The following is a 16858-nucleotide window of genomic DNA, read 5'->3' as shown; positions in this document are numbered from 1 at the left end:
AGCATTTTATTTATTTATATCCCGTTATGATTTGGTATTCCCATAAGTTTTCTTGTAGGGCTTTGTATTGGTAATAGCCACATTTATAGTGGTTTTTTGCAAAGTAGGAGACTTTTGGGTGGGTAACATTATATAGCATAGATGGAAGCGCACCAAGTAATGCGGCACGGTATAGCTTTTTAGCACTTTTTTTAATGTCACTGGTATGGTCAAATGTTTTGATGCGGTTAAAGCCCTTGTTGAGCATTTCACTTTTAAAAAATTGAACAGTTTCAAATTGAGGTACTCCCCAAGTATCGCCCCATTTTTTCATGTAAGCTTTACGGTCTTTTTGTTGCTGTGATTTTTTATAAAAATCACACATGATAAGTTGTCCTCCTGGTTTGAGTAAGCGATAAGCTTCTTGGATAAAAGCTGCTTTATTTATAGCATTACAAATACTTTCACAGGCCCATACCACATCAAAAGTCTCGGAAGGAAAAGTGGTATAGGTAAAGTCCATTTCTAAAAAATTGACAGCATCTACTATGTTTTTTTCCTGAGCAGCTGCCATGGCAAATTCAATTTGTTTTTTACTCAAAGTAAGTCCTGTGATACTTGCTTGGGTTTTTTGGTGGATATATATAGCTGCACCACCTACGCCGCAACCAGCGTCAAGCACTTTGCTTTTTGAATCGATATTAGTGTGGCTTAATAATACCTTGTTCGTATTTGCTAATGCTTCCGAAAAAGAAGAAATACCTTTTGTCCATAAGCCGTAATGTAAAGACAGGTTCTTTTTTAATCCCCACCATTGCCGATAATGGATGAGGGTAGTATCATAATAACTTGCAACTTCTTTTGTAGTGAACATAGGGTATATGAATTCTTAAGCAACAAATATATAAACTTCGTGCATAAGTACGTTTTTAAGGTAGGGATACGAAATAAGTACGCATCAATTTGATAGGATTAATTTAGATAGATGAAAGGCTATCGTATTCTGTTTTGGTAAGCCGATATTGTATTACCGATTGATAACCTGTTGGCGTAAGATAATGGTCTTTTAATACGCCTTCTTTTATCATTTTATTGGCGATTAATACACCACCGGAAACTGGATTTGTGGTGAAGTGTGTGGCAAAAATTTTGTGCAGTTTTAAGGTTTCAAAACCAAATTTTAAAATGGCCTTTGTGGCTTCTTTTGCAATGCCTTTCCCCCAGTTATCCTCCGCTACCCAATAGCCAATTTCTGCATGATTATTGGCTGAATCTATGTGTAAACCAATTTCCCCCAGTAACCCGTCAGTATTTAAATCCGTTATTAAAAATACATATCTTATGTTTTCTTGAAAACCATCCCACACAAAATGAAACCGCTTAAGCGCATCCTCTTTTGTGTATGGGTAATTGAAATTTAGTAACTGATCGGTAATGTTTTTATTATTGACTATTTGTTGTAATTCCGTCAAATCACTTAAAGTAATTCGTCTTAAAAACAGTCGTTTAGTTTTTATGGTCGGAAATTCCTCCATTACAAATCAATTAAAATAACTTAATGTTTAAAAATCCAAGCACTACTAGCGGCAGATCGAATATCCGATAAGTTTGTTGTAGCTTCATTTAAAGAATTGTACTGTTTGATTGAAACCAAATACAAGCCGTCAAAACGTCCTACAATTAGTGCCGTGTAGCCTTTATTTTTCATGGTTTCAGTATAGTTTTCAGCATTTGATTTTTCTTCAAAAGCTCCTCCAATTGCATGGTAGTTTCCTTTGGCGGTATAGCCAGTACTGGTTGTCTTTGGTTTTTTAACAGCTTCTACCTTTACTACTTCCTTTTCTATCTCTTCCATGGCTTGTTCATCTGCAATAATCTCATCCTTTAATCCTACTGATTCTTCTAGCTGGTCCGTTGCAGTATTGTTTTCTAGAACAGGTTCCTCGGCAGGAGAGATATGATCTGTGGCTACCATGGCCATTTGAATAGAATCATGGATTCCGTCATTATTAATATCTCGGTCTACAGACTCGTACATGTCGTCAATTCCGTTTTCATTTACATCTGGTCCGCCTGTTTCATTTACATCTGCAAAATCAGGTATGCCGTTATTATCACTGTCTTTAAAGTTTGCATTAATTTGATTCAATAAGGCTATGTTTTTTAAACTATCTACAATGCAATCTTTGTCGATATCTGTACCTTTTATTATCGCAGCGTCAAAATTATCATCAATTCCATTATGGTTTTCATCTGTCCCCATGGTGATGTCTACATCTGCAAAGTCAGGAATACCATCTTCGTCTTCATCTAGCATTTCAAGTGGATCAAATTCTTTTTGAATTGGCGCCATGGCTAATGCTGCAAAAGCATCATCTATACCATCTCCATCTGCATCTTTTCCCTTAGAGTAATCCAAGTCTGCTAAATCATCAATTCCATCTCCATCTGCATCTGTTCCTTTGGTGATGTCTATGTCTGCAAAATCAGGAATACCATCCTGGTCTGCATCTGGATAATTATTTACATTATTTAAAGTATTTTGCTTGTCTAAACCTAAAAAAGATTTGATTTTGTTTTGGTAGAAATATCCTGCAACCCCTAAGCCAATCAGTAAAAGTAATAGTATAGGCCACAGTTTTCTTTTCTTTTTTTCAGTTTCTAAAGTGTTTTCAACTGTTTCTTTAATTTTTACGGATGCCTCTGCAATTGGTATTTTATTGTCTATTTTGCTTTTTGAGGGTTGTACAATCTTGGGAACAATATTTTTATCCTTTATTTCCTCTTTGGCAACAAAAGTATTTTTTGCAGCCTTTAAATCCTTACCAATTTTAGCAGCAACTTCTTTTGTCTCTTCAGTAACTTTATCTACCGATTTTACAATTTCTTTTGTTTTATCCGTACTTTTTTGGACTAATTTCTCGGTGGTTTCTTTTACCTCATCCATCACTTTAGCAATCTTTTCGCTTTTGTTAGTTTCCGGTGTTTCCTTGGTAGCTGCCATTTCAAAGCTAATCTCGCCATTGGCATTTTTAAAAATATTACCAAATTCAAAAATATCGTACGATTCTCCTTTGTCTAACTTAGCCTTAATGTCTCTGGTAAATTTAGCGACTTTGTTTTGGGCTTCTGTTTTGTCGATATTGTCTTCCTGTGCAATGTAATCTGCTAAAGCACCATCATTGAATGTTAAATGGGGATTAAATTTAATTTCCCCTGTTCTTTTATTGATTACCATCAAGGCACCTATACCAGGTAGGATAAGAGAACTTTGGTGTTTTAATAATTCAATGATATACTTATTCATAATGTTTTTTTTGGGAAATTAAAATGCTTCGCTTAGCTTAAATGTTTGATCCAATCGCACTCCTTTTTCGGTTTGTTTAAGGGTGCAACATTCATTTAAGTGGTCGTGCTCAAGAAATAAAATGTAATTTTCATTCGCTGCTTTATTTAAGAAAATTTCTTTCTCATCCAAAGTTAATAATGGTCTAGTATCATATCCCATTACATAAGGCAAGGGAATATGTCCAGTACTGGGTAAAAGGTCGGCCATAAATACAATTGTTTTCCCTTTGTATTTAATGTGCGGAATCATTTGACTTTCTGTATGTCCATCCACAAAAAGGAAGCTAATATCTGGAAATGAATTTTCGACAAATTTTCCAGTTCTTTCAATAAATTTTAATTGACCACTTTCCTGAATAGGATTTATATTTTCGGCTAAAAAGGACGCTTTTTCTCTAGCATTGGGTTCGGTTGCCCATTTCCAATGATTGGCATTACTCCAAAAGGTAGCATTTTTAAATATAGGTCGAAAATTACCATCTTTATTACGTGCAATTGCACCACCACAATGGTCAAAGTGCAAATGGGTAAGGATTACATCTGTAATTTGATCTAAACCAAAACCTAAAGCTTCTATACTTTTTTGCAAAGTGTCATCACCAAACATGTAGTAATAACTGAAAAATTTTTCAGATTGTTTATCGCCAATACCTGTGTCAATTAACATTAAACGATCGCCATCTTCAATTAATAAACAGCGCATGCTCCAAGAGCACATGTTATTATTGTCCGCAGGATTAGTTCTTTCCCAGAGGGTTTTAGGCACAACTCCAAACATTGCACCGCCATCTAATTTAAAATTTCCCGTGTTAATTGGGTGTAATTTCATAGCTAAATTCTTTTGTCAAATATGCGAAAAATCTTTGAGATTTGGGCCCTTTTATGATAATTTTGAACATTTTAACCCATTAAGCCCCTTCCAACTAAAAAGTAAATGTTTAAAAATAGCATACATAATTGTCAAGACTTTTATTTTTTTATAGACATTCGTAAAAATATAAAATATGCATGTACATTTTATTGCAATAGGGGGTAGTGCCATGCACAATCTAGCCATGGCGTTGAAGCGTAAAGGGTTAGAAGTGACAGGTTCGGATGATGAAATTTTTGAACCTTCGAAATCACGTTTGAAAAAGGAAGGTATTTATCCTAAAAAAATGGGATGGAACGTTGAAAATATTCATCCAGGTGTGGATGCTATCATTCTAGGAATGCATGCTAGAAAAGATAACCCAGAATTGTTAGCAGCCCAAGAAATGGGATTGAAAATATATTCTTACCCTGAGTTCGTTTATGAGCAATCGAAAGATCAAATTAGGATTGTTATTGGGGGGAGCCATGGTAAAACTTCCATCACGTCTATGATTCTTCACGTAATGCAAAACTTGGAGATTAAGACGGATTTTTTAGTAGGCGCTTTATTAGATGGATTTGATTGTATGGTACAATTTTCAGATGCAAAATATATGTTGATTGAAGGAGATGAGTACCTATCTTCTCCTTTAGATTTAAGACCTAAATTCCATTGGTATAAGCCGAATATTGCTTTGTTAAGTGGTGTGGCTTGGGACCATATAAATGTATTTCCAACCTTTGAGAACTATGTAGAGCAATTTAAAATATTTGCCGAGGATGTACAAGAAAATGGCAAATTAATCTATTTCGAAAAGGATCCCGTTTTACAAAATATTGCAGGGGAGATAAAGCAGGCAACAACGATTCCTTATAATACATTAAATTATACGATTGTTAATAATAAAACAGTGGTTGAATTTGAAGGAAAGGCTTACCCTATGCACGTTTTTGGAGCCCACAATCTACAAAATATGAATGGTGCGCGATTGATTTTAAATGAAATTGGTGTGAGTAATCATGATTTTTTTAATGCAATTCAAAGCTTTAAAGGGGCGGCTAAAAGATTAGAGACTATTGCCGAGAATGATAAAACAATTGTTTTCAAAGATTTTGCGCATTCCCCCTCAAAATTAAAAGCGACCACCCAAGCGGTAAAAGAACAGTTTCCAGAACGGAAATTAATTGCTTGTATGGAATTACACACCTTCTCTTCTTTAAAAAAAGCCTTTTTACCAGAGTATAAGAATGCTATGGCAGCAGCAGATAAGGCGTATGTTTATTTTAGTCCAGAAGTGGTAAAGCATAAAAAATTAGCGCCAATAACGGCCGAGGATGTGAGACTTGGTTTTGGGACAGAGAATGTAACTGTGTTTACAGATTCTACCGTACTATTTGAGCAGCTAGAGAAAGAAATGAAACCATTGACAAACTTATTATTAATGAGTTCGGGTAATTTTAATGGGATTGATTTGAATGATTTTGCAAAAAAAGTGATGCTTTAAATATTTTACTTGCTTTTATTTTTTGATGGATGCGATTTGTATCCAGGCATATTTCTGGCGGTAAATGCTGTGTAAAGTCCTTGATGTTCGAATGAATGTTGTCGATTAATTGACCTGCTAAAGTAGGTATGTCTTCATTAATAAATAAGGATATAATAGGAATGCAGTCAGGTAATTTTATACTTTTGAGGACATGGAAGGATTTATTGATAATTTAATTGCGGTTTACCAGAAAACGAACCAGTTTGGTAGAGAAAATGGAATGGAACTGTTAAGCTATGAAGCTGGTAAGATTAAGTATAAATTAGTGGTACAACAAAAACATTTAGCGACACCTACTACTTCACATGGTGGTTTAATTGCTGGCTATATGGATGGTATTATGGGGGTGGCTGCGTTAACTGAATCGGCGAAGAACCTAAACTTAGTGTCTACAGTAGAGTTTAAAATTAATTATCTTAAACCTGCGTTTTTAGGAGATGTATTGATTGGGAACGGAAAGGTAATTTCTGCAGGAAAAAGAATCATTATCGCGCAGGGGGAAATTATTCTTGAAAAAACGGGAGAATTAATTGCGGTTGCTACGGGTACATTTAACGCTTATCCATATCAAAAAAGTGGGATGGTTGTTTAATTTATTTTCTTCCAAAATCTGCAGGTATTTCGCCCCAGACTTTAGTTTCCCATTTTAATATTGGATTTTTAAAAGTATTTGTTTTCAACCAATGTTCAGCTCTATTTATCAGGTTTTTTACTTCCGGAGTTGGCAATTGTTTGGTCCTACAAACTTTTGCTTTTACCCAGCCCATGGCGATACGAGAATCGGAATAAATGGGGAAAGTTTGCATCTTTTCATCTTTCAATTGTTTTAAAAAGGCCAAGGCATGTACCAAGGCTAAAAATTCACCAATATTATTCGATCCTTTTTGATAAGGACCAACTCTGAAAACTTCTTCTTTATTGTGCATCCATACACCTCTATATTCAAAATCTCCTTTACCGTTACAAGCAGCATCCACGCACAATGCCAATTCCAATGGGTTGCCAATTTTGGTCAATTCTTCTGCTGTTAAATCTCTGGTTTTCTTATAATCTCCTTTGTAATTCTCTGCTCCTTCTTTAAATGCTTTTTCAGCTAATGCTTTACTACCAAATATTTTATATACGGGTTTTGGATAGCCCTGAATTTCCTTTTGAGCGGTAATCCAATCGGTGTAAATACCCGGTGTATGTCCTTCCCAAACGACGTAGTATTTAGTCTTTTCACCAGCTCTTTTTGGCGGTATTATACCAGTCTTATATGCGCTTTCAGCATCTTTTAAGTTTTCGAATGACATAAATTTGGCGCCTGTGTAGCCAGAAACTTGTTTTTGAGCTTTATTCCAGTCGGTATAAACCCCAGGTTCATGCCCTTCCCAAACTACATAGAATTTTTTCTTTTTAGCCATTTGTTGATCGCTTGAATTTTTGTGTTAGAAATCTAATTTGCTTTTCATTTAAAAATAAAATATAAGAAATTACCATGGTAATTCCGAATGTAAATATTCCCATCCCAAAAGCTATCCCTAAGTGCAATAGTACACCAAATATCAAGAATGGAATTTTTATTTTTGGAATCCATACAAATATTGGAAATAAACCCTGATAAATCAATACGGCATAGGTAAACATTTTGGATAAAGGGATAGATAAATGGGCAAAGGAATAAAATATTTGATTGGAATAAAAGGGTATTTCGGATACATACACTAATGCCATGCCATTGGTCCAATTTGGGTCGAATAATTTAAAAAAAGTGGAGAAAAAATAGAGTACTATTATTTGAATTAAAATTAGGTAATAAAAAGTATTGTTTAATATATTTTGCAGGACTTCCTCCTTCTTATTTTCATGGATAAACATCAGGTAAAATAATAGAATAGACAACAGAACTTCACCGCCTGTAAAAAATAAGCCACCTTTGGTAATTAGGTTAGTGGTGAAAAAATAAATAGCAATTCCAGTTATTTTCGGCCATATTTTAAACCAGCCAAATGTTAAAGCCGTTAATTGTCCGATAACAAAAAACCAGGCAATATAGGGACGGTTATTACAAACTGGATGACTTAATATATTTAAGAATGACTCTATTCCATTCCAGCGAAAACCATTTGATCCTGCAATACCATTGTACGAAAATATGGTATCGACCATTGGAAACATGGTCAATGTATTTAAAATTAAAAATGCATATAATACCTTTTTGAAAACATGTATTTTATATCCATGTGTAAATGGTTTTATAAACCAATATGGAATTTTAGTCATCATTTAAAGTTATTGAAAATGTATTTTTTACTTTCATTTGGATCAAAAACGTGTCTGTAATCTATTTCTATGCTGGTAGAAATCGGTTTTTCATCAAAGTTAAGTCTGGCATAGCCTTCGGTGTAGTTTTTTAATAAAAGAAGACCGCGTTTTTTCTTTAATACAGGATAGTTTTGAAAATTAATCGCTTGATCCGTAGGGATGGGTAAGGTGTCGAGGTCGCATTTTACCCAATAGAGCATATTGTATTGGCCGACTGCTAGATTACCATTGTGGGTGAAAGGCATTTTTTGATGGACATTTAGAACGGAAATACTCGGATCAATCCAAGCTGTACTGTCGTTTTTAAAATAATATTTGAATTTAAATCTATTTTCAAATGTAGGACAGGGAGCAAACATGGCCCATCTTTGGACAAAAAATGGCTGTACATATTGGCTAGATACAAAGTGGAGTCTATCTGATGAATACGCTTGGGGTAAAATGGAAATAAGGATAAAAAAAAAGTGTAAGATTACAAATAGAAAGGCAAACCATCCGTACCTAATTTTCTTTTTGTTTTCTATTTCTTTTGTATCTTTAGGCATTGAAAAATAATAGCAAGAGTATTTAACACGTAAAAATAATAAAACATGTCAATTAAAGTTGATAATAAAGATAAATCATGGGTTGAAGTACCTGATAATTCTGATTTTCCAATCCAAAACTTACCTTTTGGAATATTTAAAACCTCTAATTTAAGTCCAAGAGTTGGTGTTGCAATAGGGCAGCATGTATTGGATTTAAAAAGTTTGTTTGTATTGGGATATTTAAAAAATTTACCATTTTCTATAGAAGATTTTGACAATATTCATCTTAATGATATGATGTTGAAAGGGAAGAAAAATGTAAGTGAGTTACGATTGAGACTTTACAAATTATTAAAGTCAGACTTCCCTGATTTAAAGAACAATGAGCACCATGTTTCTCAAGTTCTGAATCATATGGATGAGGTAGAGATGATGTTGCCAATAAAAGTTGGCGATTATACCGATTTTTATTCAAGTGAGCAACATGCTTATAATGTTGGCTGTTTGTTTAGAGATCCTAAAAATGCATTAATGCCGAATTGGAAACATATACCAGTTGGCTATCATGGCAGAGCTTCTTCTATTATTGTTTCGGGACAACCTATACACCGTCCAAAAGGACAGAAAAAAGGTCCGAATGATGAATTGCCAACTTTTGGTCCTTCTAATTTATTAGATTTCGAATTGGAAACTGTTTTTTATACTTTTCAAGGAAAAGCATTAGGAGATTCTATTTCTACAGAAGAGGCAGATGATTATATTTTTGGAATGTCTTTGTTGAATGATTGGAGTGCTAGAGATATTCAAGGTTGGGAATATGTGCCACTGGGTCCTTTTTTAGGTAAGAATTTTGCTTCTTGTGTTTCTCCATGGGTAGTAACTATGGATGCTTTAGAAAGTTTTAGAATTCCCGGTCCAGTACAAGAACCGAAGGTGTTACCTTACTTAACATATACAGGAGAAAAACACTTAGATGTAAATTTAGATGTATTTATTAAACCCGAAAACGGGGAAGAAGATTGCGTAGGTCAATCTAACTTTAAGTATATGTATTGGAATATGAATCAGCAGTTAGCACACCATTCCGTAAATGGGTGTAATATTAATGTTGGTGATGCTATGGGGTCTGGAACGATAAGTGGACCTGAGTACGGTCAGTTTGGATCTATGTTGGAAACATCCTGGAAAGGTAGTCGACCTTTTAAAATGAAAGATGGAACAGAGAGAAAGTTTATCTTGGATAACGATACGGTAATTATGCGCGGATATTGTGAAAAAGATGGTTTAAGAATTGGATTTGGAGAAGTTTCAACTAAAGTATTGCCAGCTAAATAAATTATAATTTTAAATTATTAAAAATGTGTTTTGTAAAAGGAACACATTTTTTTTTTGAAAAAAATAAAGAGGTTGTAAAAACAACCTCTTTGTTGGTAGAAACATGAAACCTTGAATATTGTATTAGTAAAATCCCCGCTAAACTAATACATTCTTGTTTTCAGTTTCTAACTTTTTAACATTCGATAAATAGGTTAACGCCTTGTTTATCGAATTAAATATTTTTGTTTTTCTAGTTGGTTTATACAACTGAAAAAATAATTCTAATTCTATTCTTTTTGCAAAAGAATTCGTTACGTACGTATCCATCATTCTATTTTTTAAACACTTATTTTCATCAATGATGAAATTCTTTGCTTCTTCATTAAAATGTCGAAAATTAGCAGGTAAAACTGATATTGAAAAATAGGGTTGGTTACCTAAAGCTGTCACTACTGACTTTTCAATGTCAACTAAATCACTTTCACACGTTGTCCCATCTTCTTTATATTCAATCAAGACAATTGAATTTCCAAATTTACTGACAACGGCTTTATTTGATTTATATTCGTCCATACCATTTTGTACAGGACAAATATATAGATAATTTCGATAAAACCACATATTCTGTCGATAAAATTATAAATTTTAATGATATGTCTATTTTAATGGGCTTTTATTTACCTTGTTAATTCCCCTGTAATTTATCTGTATTCTATAGGTTATCAAATAAAAAGGTACTTGTTTTCCCATTCATTTTACGGGCATTAAAATTAATTTTTTTTCGACGAAACACTTAAATCTACCGACTAAGTTATTTTTTTTCGCAATTAAATTTTATGCTACTTTCAAAAACACATAAGTGGAAGAATAAAAATTAACACAATTGAATTTCAATCCGTATTTTTTTTCATGGATACTGAAATTATAGTGCAAATCTAAGTTGAAATCAAAATAAAAATTACTTTTGTTGTCTAAATTAAAGAGTATGTCAAACGGATTATTAAAAGGAAAAAAAGGAATTATTTTTGGAGCATTAAACTCCCAATCAATTGCTTGGAAAGTTGCAGAAAAAGCGCACGAACAAGGCGCAGAAATAGTATTGACTAATGCACCAATTGCCATGAGAATGGGAGAGATTAAAGAATTGGGAGAGAAAATAGGTGCAACCATCATTCCTGCAGATGCTACTAGTATAGAGGATTTAGAGAATTTAATTACTAAATCTATGGAAATATTGGGTGGTAAAATTGATTTTATCCTTCACTCTATTGGAATGTCAGTAAACGTAAGAAAGGGAAATCATTATACGAATGAAAATTATGATTATACGTTGAAAGGTTTAGATATTTCAGCATTATCCTTCCACAAAGTAATGCAAACTGCTATGAAGTTTGATGCCATGAGTGAATGGGGTTCTATTGTAGCATTAACCTATATTGCTTCACAAAGAGTATTTCCTGATTATAACGATATGGCAGATAACAAATCTTATTTGGAGTCTGTGGCTCGTAGTTTTGGTTATCATTACGGTATTAAAAAACACGTCAGAGTAAATACTATCTCTCAATCACCTACAGTTACCACAGCAGGAAGTGGCGTAAAGGGATTTGATAGTTTTATTGATTATGCAGATCAAATGTCACCTTTAGGAAATGCTTCTGCTGATGATTGTGCGAACTATACCGTAACTTTGTTTTCAGACTTGACTAAATATGTGACTATGCAGAATTTATACCATGATGGTGGTTATTCAAATACAGGTGTAACACAAAAAGTAATTGATAAATTTGGTTCTGCTTCTTAATTAGAACCTATAAGATACAAGAGCACCCACTATTTTAGTGGGTGTTTTTTTTTGCGATAATGTTTTCAATAACCACTTTAAACTCATTTAATATTATGGAGGTTGCCCCCCATATAATTCGATCGTTGATAAAAAAACAAGGTACATTTTTAAGGGTTTGTCCCAAATGGTTTGGAATGTCTTTTTTTATATTATTCCGCGGATTTAATAAGTCCCGCACCGTTATTTTAAAAACAGATTGTACTTCCTTTTCGGATAATATAAAAGGCGTTTCAGTTTTTACTTGTCCAATAAATGGTTGAACGGAAAAATTACTTACCGGTATATAAATGGGCGTAAGTTTACCTAAAATAGAAACATTTCTAGGAAGAATACCAATCTCTTCCTCGGTCTCTCTTAATGCTGTAGCAGCTAAATTTAGATCAAAATTTTCTTTTTTTCCGCCGGGTAAACTTATCTGACCAGAATGTGGACTACTGTCTTTGGTCCTTTCCATTAAAGTAATTGTAATGTCATCTTGGTAAGTGGAAAGTAGGCATAAAACTGCCGATTCCTTTGCGTTTTTACCAGGTTTCGCAATAGAAGACAAAGTTCTAAATGGTACCATTTCTTTATGGGCAGATTCTCCAGGTAAGGTTAATAATTCTTGTTTAATTATTTCGTAAATTGCACCTGTTTTAATGAGTGATTCCATGGAAGGCAAACTTAACAATTTTACAGGATTAATTACATGATTTTTTCAAAGACAGAAGCATTAGATATTTTAAAAGCGAGTGATGAAGCTGCTATTAGTGAACAATACGAACAATTACTGTTTGATTGGAAACAAAAATATTTGCGCGATATTCCACCAATTGCTGTAATGAAAGCACAACAAACCAAAATCACACGCTTAAATGAGGCCATGGAGACCTTTGGTGTGCACTTCGATTTACGCCCTTTTACAAGGGTGAGTTTAGACCAAACTTTATCTGCTAGCGACTATTTAAAAGCTTATCAACAGGTTTTAATGCCTGTAAAGTTGAACATAGCGAATGTGAGTAATGGAGTTGAGTTGATTCATTTACTGGACCATTTAATCAGTATGGAAGAAGGCTTGTTAAAAAGGTTTTCAATTTATGGCAATGATTTAAATTATTTAGATTGGTCACGCGTGAAAATATCACAAGGGAATATGCTGTTTGAAATCCAACAAGAATTAATAGAAAAAGGACTTCTAGAATCAGAATTATTGAACTACCTTCGCAATGAAATTAAAAATAACGCGTTTCCTTTTCAAAGTAATTTGTTAAATTTAGTCCTTAAAGGAACCAAATATTTCCAATAAAATGAGTGCAACAACAGAAACTTACGCAAACCTAAAAGCTTTACTGGATAAGGAGAAATTTCCGAAGCCATATGTGTTTAAATTTATTATTTTAACTGATCCGGTTAAAGAAAGTGAAATAAAAAATATTTTTGATGAAAAGGCTAAAATTACTTTGAGTCATTCAAAAAGTAAAAAATATACTACCGTAAATATTTTACAAAACATGGAAAGTAGTGAGGCTATTATTGATAAGTATATAGCAGTGAGTAAAATTGAAAATGTAATTCATATTTAATGGGAGATTCAGCAGGTTTAAATGATGCAAGTACTTATGATATTATCATGGGGATGGTTTACGGTATTACAGCAGCTTTGCTGATTGTAACAGCTTATATTATTTATACAAAACAATTTAGGAGAAAGAAATTGGAGGCTTTAAATACCATTAAATTTGAAACTGCAAAATATAATATCTATAGCCAACCCACCCAATTGTTGATTGAAGTACCATTAACCATGGAGGTGGAATTGGATTTATTGGACGGAGAAGAAAATTTGGTAAATAACTTATTCAAAGAAAGTATAGAAGTGGGGGAGAAGATAATTAATTTTGATCCTAATGCTTTTAAAGAAGGTTCCTATTTTTTCAAGTTGACGGCACCAGGAACTTCCATTTTGAAAAAAATAATAATCTCACATCAAAAATAACATGAAAAATATTATCCTCCTATTTGGAATTATTTGCTTGTCAATTGATTTTTCATTCGCACAATCAGTTACGACAAAAGGTTCTTTATATGTCGATATTACAATTCCAACGAATGAAAGAAATCGTGCTTTTGAACAAACTATGGAAGGTTTGTTTCACGGGAGTATAGGTTACCAACAAAATGTATATAAAGGGTTGACAGTTGGAGCAGGGGTGAATTATACTTATTTTACCATGAATCGTTTTGCTTTTAATTCGAGCATTGGTACTGGAGGAGCGCATTTACCTGCGGTACATTTAAAGGTCGGTTACGAAAAATTTACAACAGATAGGGTTTCTTTATATGGTGGGTTAAAAGTAGGTTATGGTAGTTTAATTGCCATGTCTGATTCATGTTTGCTGGATGGCGGAAACGGCAGAACCGAACACGGTTCTTTATTTGTATCGCCTCAAATTGAATTAAATTTTTTAACAGAATTAGGCTCTGCTGATGCTTTTAGTGCTTTGATAGGTTATTCTATTTATTTTCAAGAGTATAACTCTTCCTACTTATGCAGGTCTACCTTTCCAGGTTTCTTACCCGAACATAGCGAAGGTTTGCTCCGTTTTTTAAATTTTGGTTTTGGTTATAAGTACTATTTTGGTAAATAAATAAGCAAGTATTATTACCTCTTTTTTTGATGGTTTACACAAATCAAGGTTCAAAACAATTTAGGGTCTTAAATTTTTAACTACATATTCGGATTAAATTTGTGCTGTGGAGCACATTTTTCATATTGAACAATCAGAAGTAAATGCATTGATTAGGTTAGTCGAAGATCCTGATCCAATCGTGTATTCTCAAGTGAGACATAAACTAGTGAGTTATGGCGCAAATGTTTTGCCTAACATTGAACGCACTTGGTTGAAAGAATCTAAAAATGAATCCCACCAGTCGAAACTCAAGGATATTATCAATGAAATTAGATTAGGAGAGCTTTCGGAAAAGTTAACGAAATGGAAAAATTCTTCGAATAGAGATTTATTAAAAGGGGCATTAATCATTAGTCAATATCAATTTCCAAACATCAACGAATTGATGATTGAAAAGGAAATAGAAAAAATACAACAGAAAGTTTGGTTAGAAATTAATGATAGCCAAACAGCGTATGAAACGGTGAAGGTGTTTAACCATGTTATGTTTGATATCCTCGATTTTCAAGGCAGTCGAAAAAACTTCTTTTCCCCACAAAACTCCTTTATTTATTCTGTTTTAAGAAATAAAAAAGGAACACCTTTGAGTTTGTCTATAATTTATTCCATTGTAGCACAAAGGTTAGAGCTACCAATTTATGGGGTTAATTTACCGAATCAATTTATTTTAGGTTTTGTAGATGAAAATAAGACATTAAAGATGTTGAATATTCATTCGGAAAGAAATGTCTTGTTTTATATCAACCCATTTGCGAAAGGAAGAATTTTTGATCAAAATGAAATAGAAGCTTATCTTAAAAGCTTAAATCTTCCCTTTGATAAAGCGTATTATGAACCATGTTCTAATACGGATATTTTAAAGAGAATGTTAGCTAATCTTATATTTGCTTACCAAAAGGCAGGCGAAACGGATAGAGTAGAAGAGTTGTCGCAACTAAAATTAATTTTGTAGTATTGTAGACTAAACCAGTCTGATTTGAAGTCAATTCATTTAATTTCTAATTCCTGTCTAATCACAAAAATCTCTTTGCTGATTACCTTGTTGTTTTCCAACCTTACTTTTGGACAAATTACACTTGTACAGGAAATCGGAAGCGCTATTTCACCCAAATCAATTGTGACAAATGGACAAGGTATTTTCGCTGCTCAAAATATGATGTATCGACATACCATTACGTTTTACAATGCAGAAGGTACTCTTTTAAAATCACTGAAAGACCATGTTAATTTGGCTGAAAAAGGCTTTTCTAATTATAAAAATGTTACTTATTTAGGCGCTCCTGTGGAGGCTTGTTTTACAAAAGATGGCAAGTATTTGTGGGTTTCTAATTATGCCATGTACGGACCTGGATTTAATAAAGAAGGGTGTGATGGTTGTTCTGGTAAAAATTATGATCCAAGTTTTTTATATAAAATCAATTCAAAAAGTTTTGAAATTGAATCTGTAGTTAAAGTTGGATCGGTTCCGAAATTTGTTGCTATTAGTCCCAACGGAAAGTTATTGATGGTGAGTAATTGGACGAGTTCAGATATTTCTATCATTAGTTTAAAGACGGAAAAAGAAATAAAGAGAGTACATGTAGGTCCTCGACCTAGGGGCGTAGCCATTGATAATAAAAATCAAATGGCTTATGTTGCAATTATGGGATCCGATAAAATAGCCAAAATTAACTTGTTAAATTTTAAGGTTACCTATATTGAAGGAGTAGGGAAAGGGCCTCGACACCTTATTTTAAATGCGGCGAATACATTTTTATATGTCGCCTTAAATAATATCAATAAATTATTAAAAATAGACTTAAGAGATGGAAGCCGAACTTATTGTTCGGTAAACGCAGGGCCTAGAACAATGGTGATGTCTGCAAATGAAGACTATTTGTATGTGGTAAATTATTACGCGAACACATTTCAGAAAGTCGACACAAAAACTTTTACCATATTAGAAACAATTAAAACCAAAAATCACCCAATTGGTATTACCGGAAACTGGAAAACCAGTGAGTTATGGGTTGCTTGTTACGCTGGAGTGATTCAAATTTTTAAAGATAGCTTAGTAACTGTTTCTAAAGATAAAGAGGAGATGGCCATAGTAGAAAATATACCTGTACTGGTTGTTCAAGAAAAACCCCATTTAAAAAATGCCATCCAAGCGCTTAATATTGCAAAGGTATCCCTGCCAAATACTGCCGTAAAAATCCAGGAAGAAAAAGAAAAAACACCAGCTACTTCCTGCCTTTACCATTTAATTTCTGGAAGTTTTCAAGAAAAAGAAAATGCATTGGCGTTTCAAAAAAAATTACTAGACCAAGGTATAGATGCCACGATAATAAAAGCGACAAAAAACCAATTAAACCTAGTATCTATAGCTACTTATAAAAGTGTAGCTGCAGCAAATAATGGTAGGGGAGATTACAAAAAAACACATGGTAAATCAAGTTGGATATACCATGTGCCTTGTAAATGATA

General features: G+C 33.4%; 19 protein-coding genes and 1 pseudogene. 10 read left to right on the top strand and 10 right to left on the bottom strand.

Features of this window, described 5'->3' with window-relative positions; genetic code table 11:
• Positions 1–10: 10 nt before the first annotated feature.
• The 4 genes from DNU06_RS11200 to DNU06_RS11185 form a co-directional block, all read right to left on the bottom strand.
• Positions 11–853: an SAM-dependent methyltransferase gene (locus DNU06_RS11200; protein WP_111063425.1), complete on the bottom strand. Its 843-nt coding sequence runs from the start codon at positions 851–853 to the stop codon at positions 11–13.
• 103 nt (positions 854–956) lie between these two features.
• Positions 957–1514, bottom strand: coding sequence for a GNAT family N-acetyltransferase (locus tag DNU06_RS11195; protein WP_111063424.1), 558 nt, complete (start codon positions 1512–1514; stop codon positions 957–959).
• Between the two features lie 20 nt (positions 1515–1534).
• Entirely contained in the window at positions 1535–3286 is a 1752-nt protein-coding gene (locus DNU06_RS11190) for an SPOR domain-containing protein (RefSeq protein WP_111063423.1), read from the bottom strand.
• 18 nt (positions 3287–3304) lie between these two features.
• Positions 3305–4156: an MBL fold metallo-hydrolase gene (locus tag DNU06_RS11185; protein ID WP_111063422.1), complete on the bottom strand. Its 852-nt coding sequence runs from the start codon at positions 4154–4156 to the stop codon at positions 3305–3307.
• A gap of 175 nt (positions 4157–4331) precedes the next feature.
• Here DNU06_RS11185 and DNU06_RS11180 point away from each other — a divergent pair, with 175 nt between their 5' ends.
• Together DNU06_RS11180 and DNU06_RS11175 are read left to right on the top strand one after the other, a co-directional pair.
• Positions 4332–5684, top strand: coding sequence for a UDP-N-acetylmuramate--L-alanine ligase (locus DNU06_RS11180; protein ID WP_111063421.1), 1353 nt, complete (start codon positions 4332–4334; stop codon positions 5682–5684).
• Positions 5685–5877: 193 nt separating this feature from the next.
• Complete coding sequence (locus DNU06_RS11175) at positions 5878–6318, top strand: PaaI family thioesterase (RefSeq protein WP_111063420.1); 441 nt, start codon at positions 5878–5880, stop codon at positions 6316–6318.
• Position 6319: 1 nt separating this feature from the next.
• Here the strand turns inward: DNU06_RS11175 and DNU06_RS11170 are convergent, their stop codons facing one another.
• From DNU06_RS11170 to DNU06_RS11160, 4 genes and pseudogenes are all read right to left on the bottom strand, one after another.
• Positions 6320–6970: a ribonuclease H1 domain-containing protein gene (locus DNU06_RS11170; protein ID WP_233503020.1), complete on the bottom strand. Its 651-nt coding sequence runs from the start codon at positions 6968–6970 to the stop codon at positions 6320–6322.
• Between the two features lie 30 nt (positions 6971–7000).
• Positions 7001–7132 (bottom strand): annotated as a pseudogene (locus DNU06_RS18115) (ribonuclease H1 domain-containing protein); the annotation flags it as partial.
• On the bottom strand, positions 7125–7994 hold the full coding sequence (locus DNU06_RS11165; protein WP_146239222.1) for a hypothetical protein: 870 nt from the start codon (positions 7992–7994) through the stop codon (positions 7125–7127). The pseudogene DNU06_RS18115 and the gene DNU06_RS11165, both read right to left, overlap by 8 nt.
• A complete protein-coding gene (locus DNU06_RS11160) occupies positions 7991–8578 on the bottom strand; it encodes a hypothetical protein (RefSeq protein WP_146239221.1) in 588 nt (195 codons plus the stop codon). The genes DNU06_RS11165 and DNU06_RS11160 overlap by 4 nt, the downstream gene beginning before the upstream one ends.
• A 45-nt stretch (positions 8579–8623) precedes the next feature.
• Here DNU06_RS11160 and fahA point away from each other — a divergent pair, with 45 nt between their 5' ends.
• Positions 8624–9895 carry a fumarylacetoacetase gene (gene fahA, locus DNU06_RS11150; protein WP_111063415.1) on the top strand — a complete coding sequence of 424 codons (1272 nt, stop codon included), beginning with the start codon at positions 8624–8626 and terminating at the stop codon, positions 9893–9895.
• A 138-nt stretch (positions 9896–10033) separates the two neighbouring features.
• On the opposite strand, the gene DNU06_RS11145 is transcribed toward fahA, so the two are convergent.
• Positions 10034–10450 (bottom strand): DUF7793 family protein, encoded by a 417-nt coding sequence (locus tag DNU06_RS11145; RefSeq protein ID WP_111063414.1) that lies wholly within the window; start codon positions 10448–10450, stop codon positions 10034–10036.
• A 412-nt stretch (positions 10451–10862) separates the two neighbouring features.
• Between DNU06_RS11145 and DNU06_RS11140 the strand changes: the two genes are divergently transcribed.
• Positions 10863–11681 (top strand): enoyl-ACP reductase FabI, encoded by an 819-nt coding sequence (locus DNU06_RS11140; protein ID WP_111063413.1) that lies wholly within the window; start codon positions 10863–10865, stop codon positions 11679–11681.
• 34 nt (positions 11682–11715) lie between these two features.
• Here the strand turns inward: DNU06_RS11140 and DNU06_RS11135 are convergent, their stop codons facing one another.
• Positions 11716–12375: an NUDIX hydrolase gene (locus DNU06_RS11135; RefSeq protein WP_111063412.1), complete on the bottom strand. Its 660-nt coding sequence runs from the start codon at positions 12373–12375 to the stop codon at positions 11716–11718.
• Positions 12376–12411: 36 nt separating this feature from the next.
• On the opposite strand from DNU06_RS11135, the gene DNU06_RS11130 reads away from it, so the two are divergent.
• The 6 genes from DNU06_RS11130 to DNU06_RS11105 all read left to right on the top strand — a co-directional run bounded on the left by DNU06_RS11130 (position 12412) and on the right by DNU06_RS11105 (position 16856).
• Entirely contained in the window at positions 12412–13008 is a 597-nt protein-coding gene (locus tag DNU06_RS11130; RefSeq protein ID WP_111063411.1) for a hypothetical protein, read from the top strand.
• Position 13009: 1 nt separating this feature from the next.
• Positions 13010–13285, top strand: a complete 276-nt coding sequence (locus DNU06_RS11125; protein ID WP_111063410.1) for a DUF493 family protein — start codon at positions 13010–13012, stop codon at positions 13283–13285.
• Positions 13285–13698: a hypothetical protein gene (locus tag DNU06_RS11120; RefSeq protein ID WP_111063409.1), complete on the top strand. Its 414-nt coding sequence runs from the start codon at positions 13285–13287 to the stop codon at positions 13696–13698. The genes DNU06_RS11125 and DNU06_RS11120 overlap by 1 nt, the downstream gene beginning before the upstream one ends.
• Before the next feature lies 1 nt (position 13699).
• Complete coding sequence (locus tag DNU06_RS11115; protein WP_111063408.1) at positions 13700–14350, top strand: hypothetical protein; 651 nt, start codon at positions 13700–13702, stop codon at positions 14348–14350.
• A gap of 106 nt (positions 14351–14456) precedes the next feature.
• Positions 14457–15344 carry a transglutaminase-like domain-containing protein gene (locus tag DNU06_RS11110; protein ID WP_111063407.1) on the top strand — a complete coding sequence of 296 codons (888 nt, stop codon included), beginning with the start codon at positions 14457–14459 and terminating at the stop codon, positions 15342–15344.
• A 24-nt stretch (positions 15345–15368) separates the two neighbouring features.
• A complete protein-coding gene (locus DNU06_RS11105; RefSeq protein WP_146239220.1) occupies positions 15369–16856 on the top strand; it encodes an SPOR domain-containing protein in 1488 nt (495 codons plus the stop codon).
• Positions 16857–16858 lie beyond the last annotated feature (2 nt).

Source organism: Putridiphycobacter roseus (assembly GCF_003234935.1).
Lineage (GTDB): Bacteria > Bacteroidota > Bacteroidia > Flavobacteriales_D > Crocinitomicaceae > Putridiphycobacter > Putridiphycobacter roseus.
The sequence above is the reverse complement of the archived record's forward strand: the minus strand, read 5'-3'. Positions and strand labels throughout refer to the sequence as shown.